Raw genomic sequence first — 9,249 nt, forward strand, 5'->3', positions numbered from 1 at the left:
ACTAACAGAATATCGAGAATACCAGAGGTTTAAGACATGAACAACTGCACTTTAGCAATTAGCATCAGCCAACAACCAGAATTGCGCTATACTGCTAATGGTGATAAAATCGGGCAAACAGTTGGCGAATTTTACAGCCCTCATCACAATGACAAAGAAAATCCTTCATCCCCATCCCCAATTAAAGTAGTAGCATGGGGTGAACGATTAGCTGACCAATTATTCAACTTACAAATCGGTCAGCAATGTATCATTACCGGACGACTTTCAACTCATAGCATTGAACGTCCAGAAGGCTTTAAAGAGAAAAAAGCCGAATTGGTAGTTGAGCGTATTTTCGCTGTTTGAAATAGCAGTCAGCTATCAGCCATCAGCCGTCACCTTATTGACAGCGCTGATAGCTGATAGCTTGTTAATCATGATGCCTCACGGCAGTAGCGTGGAAACAATCCACATACTACTGCCGTGAGTAAATTTTTTGCAAACGTCGGAAAAGACGACCGTATAAATATTGAGAAAAATCTTCCAGTTTGGGATTTTCTGGAACAATATCTAAAACCATCTGGTTGGGTTGTTTCTTTAGCCAGACGCCCGCAAGTAGTTCCCCAAGCACCATTATTAATTGATTGCGGTGCAATCAGTTACAGAAGTCAATGACCCGCCACTAAATCCTAGATTATAGTGGGGGCTTGAAAACAAGTCCATAGTTGACCCGCCTAAGTCTTAATTGACTACGTTATCAGGGTAAAGGATGCCAGAAAAAGCGAAAGCTGGGGGTAACGCCCTGGATAGGGGTTCAAAATTTGCCCCAACCGAAAGGAAGCCAAATTCTGGCAGGTGTTCAACGATAAATCAACGCATCTGAAATCCAACATCTGTGAAAGATAGAATCGGCAACGAAATCGGAGCAGAGGTACTACCCGAAAAGTGGACAGACCTAAAATGGAAAACTGCTACAAAGGTAGTGAGAAATCTGAGACGAAGAATTTATCGTGCGACTCAGAGGAAAGAGTGGAATAAGGTAAGAAGCCTTACAAAACTCATGCTAAAAAGCAAATCAAACTTGCTACTTGCAGTCAGAAGGGTCACTCAACTCAATCAAGGGAAGAAAACAGCAGGAGTGGATAACCAACTTGCCCTCAGCCCTCAAATGAGAATCCAACTGATAAATGAAATCCTGAAACTGTCCCCTTGGAAAGCAAAACCTGCTAAAAGGATATACATTCCAAAATCAAATGGAAAAAAACGCCCACTGGGAATACCAACAGTTAAGGATAGAGTGATGCAAGCCGTGGTCAAAAACGCTCTGGAACCAAGTTGGGAAGCCAGATTTGAAGCAAATAGTTATGGCTTTAGACCAGGGCGAAGCTGCCACGATGCAATGGAACAAGTTCATGCCCGACTACGAAAGGGAGGCGATGAATGGATTCTAGACGCAGATATCAAAGGAGCTTTTGACCACATTAGCCACGAATACATACTCAATGCTATTGGAGAAATTCCTAGCAAAGAACTAATCAAACAGTGGCTAAAAGCAGGTTACGTGGATGCTAACAAGTTTAACCCAACAGAAACAGGCACTCCCCAAGGCGGAATAATTAGCCCACTTCTGGCTAACATCGCCCTAGACGGACTGGAAGGAGAAGTATTATCTAATCACCAGAAAGTCAAACAGAGTAAGAGTAAGGAATACAAAGGCAAAACCTATTACACAAACAGGTATTATCCTAAATTTGGGTACATCAGGTATGCCGATGATTTCCTTGTCACAGCCGAAACAAAGGAAGACTTGGAAGCAGTTCTGCCTGAAATAAAGGAATGGCTGAAAAAGCGAGGACTAGAGCTAAATGAAGAAAAAACCAGCATCGTAAATAAGCGAGATGGGTTCAACTTTCTTGGTTTTACAATCCGAAGCTACTCAGACGGAACGACGCTCTGCAAACCTCAAAAGGAAAAGATGATTACCAAACTCAGAGAAATCAGAGGATGGCTTAAAAGACATAAAACGGTAAAACCGGAAGAAGTCATCAATCATCTCAACCCAATAATTAGAGGATGGGCAAACTATTACAGGCACTGTTCCAGTAAGGAAATACTCGCTACATTCAACCATAGAATTGTTCAAATGCTATGGCAATGGTGTAAGAGACGACACCACCGGAAACATCTCAAATGGGTAAAGAACAAATACTTTACCGTACTTAGAAACGACCACTGGACATTCTTTGCCGACACCAAGGATAGAACAGGAAAAAGAAAGAGACTTTATCTCTTAGACGCAAGTGACATTCCAATCCTGAGACACACAAAGATTGAAGGCATCAATAGTCCAGATGACCCAACCCAAGTAGATTACTGGAATAAACGTCAAACAAAACTGGGTAGTAGTGTATGGGCAAAAGGCTCGAAGCTCTACAAAGTGGCGCAATTCCAGCAATGGAGATGCCCAGAGTGCGGGGACTACTTGCTGAACGGAGAAAAAATCCACACGCACCACCTAACCAAAGTGACAGACGGAGGCACTGATGATATCGACAATCTCATACACCTTCATCAAATCTGTCACCAAAAGGTTCATGGTACTAAATAACCTCAAAGTCCAAGAATGCCAGAGCCGGATGATGCGAAAGTGTCACGTCCGGTTCGTTGGGGAGGAGGATGGAGCGATTCATGCCTCCTTACCCGACTTGAAGGAGGTTCAAAATGATAACGATAACCTAAAACCTTTAAGAATTAAAATTGATCCTGGTGCAAAGTTTACTGGTTTAGCCCTAGTCTCAGATAAAAATATTGTTTGGGCGGCTGAACTAGAGCATCGTGGTTTCACTATCAGAGATTCTTTGACTAGCAGAAGACAAATACGTAGAAGTCGTCGTCAACGCAAGACTAGATATCGTAAGCCAAGATTCCTTAATCGTCGTCGTAAAGATGGTTGGTTGCCACCTAGTTTAATGTCTCGCGTTTACAACATCCAAACTTGGGTAAATCGTTTGTGTAAACTTGCGCCAATTAAAGCTATTAGCTTAGAATTGGTTAAATTTGATACTCAAAAAATGGTAAATCCTGAAATTAATGGGGTTGAGTATCAACGTGGCGAAATTTGGGGTTATGAGGTTAGACAATATTTACTTGAGAAGTTTAACCATACGTGCGTTTATTGTGGTGTTACCAACAAGCCTTTTAACTTAGACCATTTTCATCCAAAGTCAAAGGGTGGTAGCGATCGAGTTAGTAATTTGGTCTTATCTTGTGTTGAATGTAATCAGGCTAAAGGAGATAAATTGCCTGCTGAGTTTCTAAGCGATCGCTTAGATATTCTTACCAAGATTGATAAGCAACGCAAGCAACCATTAGCTGATGCCGCTGCCGTCAATGCTACTCGATGGAAATTAAAGGACATTCTCGAATCTATTGGTTTACCTGTTGAGCTAGGTTCTGGTGGATTAACCAAATATAATCGGCAACGTTTAAACATTAGCAAAACTCATTGGACGGATGCGGCTTGTGTAGGGCTTTCTACTCCTAATAGTCTAAATATCATGGGTTATCAACCACTAATTATTAAGGCTATGGGGCGTGGTTCTCGTCAAATGGTCAAGCCAGATAAGTATGGCTTTCCTCGTACTTCTCCTAAACTCAGACAAAAGTCATTCTATGGTTTTATGACTGGCGATATCGTCAAAGCTGTTGTTAGTAAAGGTAAAAAAGTAGGTACTTATGTTGGTAGGATTGCAGTTCGTAAAACTGGTAATTTCAATATCAAAACTAAAACTGATACTGTCCAAGGGATTAGTCACAAGTATTGTCGTCAATTACATAAATCTGATGGCTACGCCTATAGCTTTGGTCAGGTTTTGAGCCAAAAAATTAATCAGCCAAAACCACCAACTCAAAATACTCAAGTTCAACGTTTCAAAGGAATTCAAGGCGAGCAACTAAGTTTGTTTTAAGTTTAAAACAGGAAAGTAGTTTATATGCTGCTGCTTTCCTCTCATCACTAACATTCGTATAGTGAGAGTCTCCAACAGCTATTTTTCTTATGATGAAACGTTGAAAGGCAAATTTATTAGTCAACGCCGTCAATGGTCAAAGATGGTAAGCGAACAAATGGAAGAAATCGCGCATTCTAGAGGTGCTTAAATTGTATTTATTGGCGGTAAACGCTATCGAGAATTTGTGATTCCACAGTTGCTATCTATAGCTGATAAACTTTACATTTACACTGTTAGCGCACCGCTCGCTGGCTTGGGTATTGGGTATCAAATGCAATGGTTGAAACAAAAAACACCAAAATATAAGCATTTACAATTGGCGCTTTTGTGAAGAATGAAAGGTAATATTTCTGCCTGACGGCGTAAGGAGGGAGAAACATTTAGTTAGGGTTTTTGTTGATGAATTCTAATTCAGCCCCGAACTACGCCGCACTGATTAAAGTGAACGAAGATTATCCCAATCCACCAATTTGGTTGTCACCCGGAAACCAAATCTATTCGACTCAGCATGGATTGGGAGAAGTCATTGGAACGATGGGTAATCAATTAGTTGCCATTTTTCAAAGAGAACCTCAACCAGTTTCTTTGAACTGGATATCAGCGATTGAATCTCAAGAATTGATGCCATCTGATAATGCTAAAGCTCGAAATAATAAATCTAATGGTAACGAGCGATCGCTGTCGGGGTCAGGCTTTGAAGAAATTGCGCTGGGATTAGCAGAAAATATCGTTTATACGGAAACAATTCCGGCTTCTGATGGTGAATTGTATTCCTTACCCGATGATTTACCAATTGCACTTTCTAATGCTTTAAAAGCTGTTGGCATCGAGCAAATTTATTCGCATCAGTTGGAATCGTTACAAGCATTGCGTCAGGGAAAAGATATCTGTATTTTGACCCCGACAGCGAGTGGAAAAACTTGGTGCTTCAATATTCCGATTCTGGAATCCTGTCTAACCAGTAATGCTACTGCGCTTTATCTGTATCCGCTTAAAGCGTTAGCGACTGACCAAATTGACAAACTCCGATCGCTCGTTGCTATCTTACCTGAAGATACCCCTGTGAAAGTTGGCGTGATGACTGGCGATATATCCGTGTTGGAACGCAAGCGCCTGTTCGTACCGGAACCTCCCCAGATTCTCGGAATTAGCCCTGATTTATTACATTATCAGCTTTATGCAGTACGAGCCAAAGATGGTGAGGGTTTTCGCACTTTCTTGCGACGGTTGCGCTATGTAGTCGTGGATGAATCCCACACTTATCAAGCTGGATTTGCTGCCAATTTTGCCAACCTGATGCGGCGGTTGCGTTTGGCAGTGGATAGTGTTGGTGGGAATTCCAGCCGCTTACAGTGGGTGTTTTCATCAGCTACCATTGGTAATCCAGTGCAAGTAGCACTGCGGTTTTCGGGACGGGAAGCTACTCCAGAACGGTTACAGTTGGTTGACAAGAGTGGGGCTAAAAGTGCCGGACGCACGATAGTTTGCCTCAAACCCAGCACTACAGCCAATCCCGATGCTGCTAAGGTGATTTTGTACCTGCTGCAACAGAACCTATCTGGCATTTGTTTCTGTAATAATCGATCGGCAGTGAAGAATCTGCTCTCACTCATCAAGCAGGAAGCAACTCGTCAGGGTTGTCCGCATTTGGCGGATGCGGTGGCGATATTTTACGGGTCACTTAAGAGCGATCGCCGTCAGGATATCATCTCGCAGGTAAAGGCAGGTCGCATCAAAGCTATTCTCTCCACTAGCTCGTTGGAAGCGGGAATCGATATTCCTGCACTGGACTGGTGTCTAGTGCGCGGGTGGCCGGGTTCTTTGATGTCGTTCCGCCAGCGAATCGGTCGAGCGGGTCGGGGGAACAATCCGGGTTTGGTCATTTTCTTGCCAGTCTCCCAAAGCCCTCTAGATAATTATTACACTGGTAATCCCAAGCTGTTACTACATGGTGCGGCGGAATCTAGTGAGTTCAATGCTAATTATCCGGTGTTGCTGGGTAAACATTTGATGGCAGCAGCGGTAGAAAGTGGCATTCCGTTGCACCGACTTAGCCATTATTTTGGTGAGAAGGCGGGTGCGATTGCTTCTGCTTTGATGGATCAAAATCAACTCTATGTCAGCCGAAACGGTCAGTTATGGGGACGAGGCTATCCTCATAGAGAAATCAATTTGCGCGGCAATGCTATATCTACTGTCAAGTTAATCGATAGCAGTACTGGTGAAGAGTTTGAGGAAACTAATCTTTATATTGCTTATCGGGAAGTATTTCCCGGTGCAATCTATAGCGTTCAAAATGGCGATGGTGAAATCGTCAAATATAGAGCGACTGAATTGGAGGTTGAGGAACGTCGAGCCGTTCTGACTCCTATCGACCCGAATTCTCCTACTTTTACCATTCCTGAAACTGATTTAGAGGTTAAACAACTTGAGCTTCTTGCTGAACCAAAAACTATTGCTCTTTCTATTCCTGGTGCAGAACTTAAGTTAAGTTTGGGTTGGGGAGAAATTAAGACATTGGTGACAGGGTACAAGTTGTGCGTTAAACAATACGAACTAAGTTGTACGCGCAGTAGTTGCCGCAGCTATCACCAACCTTTATCGGGGAAATTCTGCCCAACTTGTGGAAGCAAGCTGAAAAGGATTGAATTGGTAACAGTAGTTGATGAAGTGGATTTTAGATTACCGTACTGCACGCAGTATAAAACACCTGTGGTGAAAGTTGAGGTAAATTCGGTTGCTACAAATGTAATCTGTCGTGAAGTTCAGCATCTTAAAACTAAAATTCAGCGAGAAATGCCGGAGATACCGCCTGTATATGCAGCGCTTTGGGAAGCTTCGCCTGCTACAATTGCACTGCATAGCATCGGGCATCAAATCATTTTTGCAGTACCGTTGGTTATTTTGAGTTCGAGTTTGGATTTGAATTATTTGGTGGTTGAGCAGTCGGAAACTGTGGGGTATTTCTACGATGCTGTAGCTGATGGAAATGGATGTAGCGAGGCTGTATTTCATCAGTTTGGCAAGTTTGCTCGGAGTGCAGCGGCGTTAGCTCGTAATTGTAGTTGTGAAGCGGGTTGTCCGAAATGTTTGTATATGCACTCCTGTCTGCAAGATAATCAATCTTTGAATAAGCAGATTGGGTTAAGTCTGCTTGAAGCTGTTGGTGAGTAAGTTTAGGTTTTTAGTAAAAAATATAGCTTTTTCTTAAAATTGAAGAAGCTATATTTTTTTACTCTACAGTTTTTGTTCCTTGCTTTTCCCACAAGTAGAGATTGAGTTACGGAGACGTAGGAGGTGACAAGATTGGACTAAAATCTCTTTCCAGAAGATAGCGTGCTTGTAACGTTGCCATTCCCACAGACCACCCAACTAAACAAGTCACAGCTTCATCGATTTCATCATTACAAAGTTCTAAAAGTTTTAGAAGGTTATCTTGATGCCAAGGCCACGTCTCTGTTAGACGGGTATAATCTTTTTTCACATCCCTGTGCTTTTGGTTCATTTGATCTTCTAGAAAGCTCCACCCTCCTTGCGAAGCTAAAGAAATTTGGTACTCGTCTGCCTTTCCTCTACCAGCAAAGAAATCATATCCAAAATGTGAAGCGCCATCATGAACAAAATGATTACGGATAACATACGAGACAGCAATAGGCCAACCATAATTCTTAAGCACAAAAAATGAATTGTAATGGGCTGCATTACCTTTCACACATACAGTTAATAGATTTGGAGGAGATTTTTGATCTTTACCAACCGTTTTGTTAAACAATAATAAAGAAATCCCAGATATTATGGAATCACAAACAGCCCATGTTGTTGAAAGATAGCTCTGAAATCCTAATAATCGGGCAGTGCTGAAAGGGATTGTTATTCCATGATAGTCAACAAGATCCGTACTAGCATCCGTAATTGATGGTAACTGATCTAGTAATTGGCGCGCATATTCTCTAGCATCAATGAGTTCACAGGTAGAAGTTAATATGTCAGCCATTTTGTCAAATTGGTTGAATTCATTTATACAATCAGAATGTAGGGATGATGAAGTTGTCCCATTTTAAGTAGTAACTATCTGTCGCAACTCAATTGCCCTGTTTCTCAGACATTCTTTTAAATTTTCCGATCTCATTTCACGATCTCTTCTTTAACTCGTTCAATTTCACTATTTAATTCTGCTTCTGCTAATTGAAGCATCCATTGCCGAAATGGAATCAAAACTGGATCGGTTTCAGCTTCTAACTTCTGTTTTGCTGCCTCAACTGCTTTTTCAAATATAGGAGGGACTTCTCCTATATTTGCCATCCAAGTTTTTGGCTCAGGATTAGTTAAGGCGTGGAAAATTGAATATTTGTGGCGCTCGTCAAATTGAACTGCTAGGGAACAAGCTTCATGGGCAATCTTGCGCCAAGCAGAGGAATCATCTGGATAATAGCCAGCAAATTTCGCCCAATGCCAAATTTCGCTCGAATTTCCTTTAACTTTAGGATTTGTAAGCTTTTCTACAACCAAATCAGCCGTAATTGCTCCAGTAGGATCGATATCAACTAAATATTGAGGAAATCTATACCCCAACATGGGAGAAGAATCAGCGTATGACAGCAACTTTGCAACGAGATTTCGTATTATGGTATCGTTAGCTTGGTCTGGAGAAATGGGGACAATCCATTGAGATAGCCGTTCTCGACTGGGTAGCGTTCTGATACTGGAGTTATCTGACTTTGAAAACATTTGAATCCGTTTCTCTATAGCACTGACAAGCCATTGCAAATCTGGCTTACCAAACATTTTCAAAAATTCTTGTATATGCCAAGTACTTGTACCACTAAGATCGTCAATGTCAGGTAAACGTAAAACTTGATCTAAAATCCAGTCCATTAAGGAACGCTCGACTTCTCGCTCTGTATTTTGAGTTACTGAACGCATTGCATAACTTAACGGCTCTAACAATGCTTCTACACCATAGGATAACTGCTTATAATGGAGTTTATTAAAAATTGTCTCTATTGTATCCTTTATTTGTTTTGGATTACAAAAGAAAATGCTACCGAGTAACCCTACAAAACTGACAGCCGAGTTAGTCTCCAAGAAATGTTCTTGCTGCTTTAATACAATAGTTACTTCTAGTTCAGTAATATTAACCAACCATGCACTTTCGTAAATTGCCTGGATAAGGTGTACAATTTTTTCGCTGGTATTGGCCCATTGCAGAAGTTGCTCAAGCACTGCGCTTACTGCTAAAGAATCATTCTGTCGAGTA

At 41.6% G+C, this 9,249-nt stretch carries 9 protein-coding genes; 7 read left to right on the forward strand and 2 right to left on the reverse strand.

Translation table 11 applies throughout. The features are described from left to right. Positions 1-36 precede the first annotated feature (36 nt). From H6S82_RS08920 to H6S82_RS08945, 7 genes are all read left to right on the forward strand, one after another. The gene (locus H6S82_RS08920) at positions 37-348 is read left to right on the forward strand and encodes a single-stranded DNA-binding protein (RefSeq protein WP_190463786.1); all 312 of its coding nucleotides are present in this window, start codon (positions 37-39) and stop codon (positions 346-348) included. Further along, positions 326-469 (forward strand): hypothetical protein, encoded by a 144-nt coding sequence (locus tag H6S82_RS08925; RefSeq protein WP_190463787.1) that lies wholly within the window; start codon positions 326-328, stop codon positions 467-469. Before H6S82_RS08920 ends, H6S82_RS08925 begins: the two co-directional genes overlap by 23 nt. Continuing rightward, positions 466-657, forward strand: coding sequence for a hypothetical protein (locus tag H6S82_RS08930; RefSeq protein WP_190463788.1), 192 nt, complete (start codon positions 466-468; stop codon positions 655-657). Before H6S82_RS08925 ends, H6S82_RS08930 begins: the two co-directional genes overlap by 4 nt. A gap of 220 nt (positions 658-877) precedes the next feature. After that, the gene (gene ltrA, locus H6S82_RS08935) at positions 878-2,590 is read left to right on the forward strand and encodes a group II intron reverse transcriptase/maturase (protein ID WP_190463789.1); all 1,713 of its coding nucleotides are present in this window, start codon (positions 878-880) and stop codon (positions 2,588-2,590) included. Positions 2,591-2,687: 97 nt separating this feature from the next. Further along, a complete protein-coding gene (gene iscB, locus H6S82_RS08940; protein WP_242056874.1) occupies positions 2,688-3,950 on the forward strand; it encodes an RNA-guided endonuclease IscB in 1,263 nt (420 codons plus the stop codon). A 61-nt stretch (positions 3,951-4,011) separates the two neighbouring features. Next, the gene (locus H6S82_RS33925; protein ID WP_277926392.1) at positions 4,012-4,140 is read left to right on the forward strand and encodes a hypothetical protein; all 129 of its coding nucleotides are present in this window, start codon (positions 4,012-4,014) and stop codon (positions 4,138-4,140) included. 251 nt (positions 4,141-4,391) lie between these two features. Continuing rightward, on the forward strand, positions 4,392-7,166 hold the full coding sequence (locus H6S82_RS08945; RefSeq protein WP_191056156.1) for a DEAD/DEAH box helicase: 2,775 nt from the start codon (positions 4,392-4,394) through the stop codon (positions 7,164-7,166). 106 nt (positions 7,167-7,272) lie between these two features. Here H6S82_RS08945 and H6S82_RS08950 read toward each other — a convergent pair whose 3' ends face one another. Further along, positions 7,273-7,986 carry a hypothetical protein gene (locus H6S82_RS08950; protein WP_190463792.1) on the reverse strand — a complete coding sequence of 238 codons (714 nt, stop codon included), beginning with the start codon at positions 7,984-7,986 and terminating at the stop codon, positions 7,273-7,275. A 131-nt stretch (positions 7,987-8,117) separates the two neighbouring features. Continuing rightward, on the reverse strand, positions 8,118-9,249 hold a 1,132-nt coding region (locus tag H6S82_RS08955; protein WP_206756855.1), incomplete at its 5' end, for a hypothetical protein.

This window comes from Planktothrix sp. FACHB-1355 (assembly GCF_014748295.1).
GTDB classification, from domain to species: domain Bacteria; phylum Cyanobacteriota; class Cyanobacteriia; order Cyanobacteriales; family Aerosakkonemataceae; genus Aerosakkonema; species Aerosakkonema funiforme_A.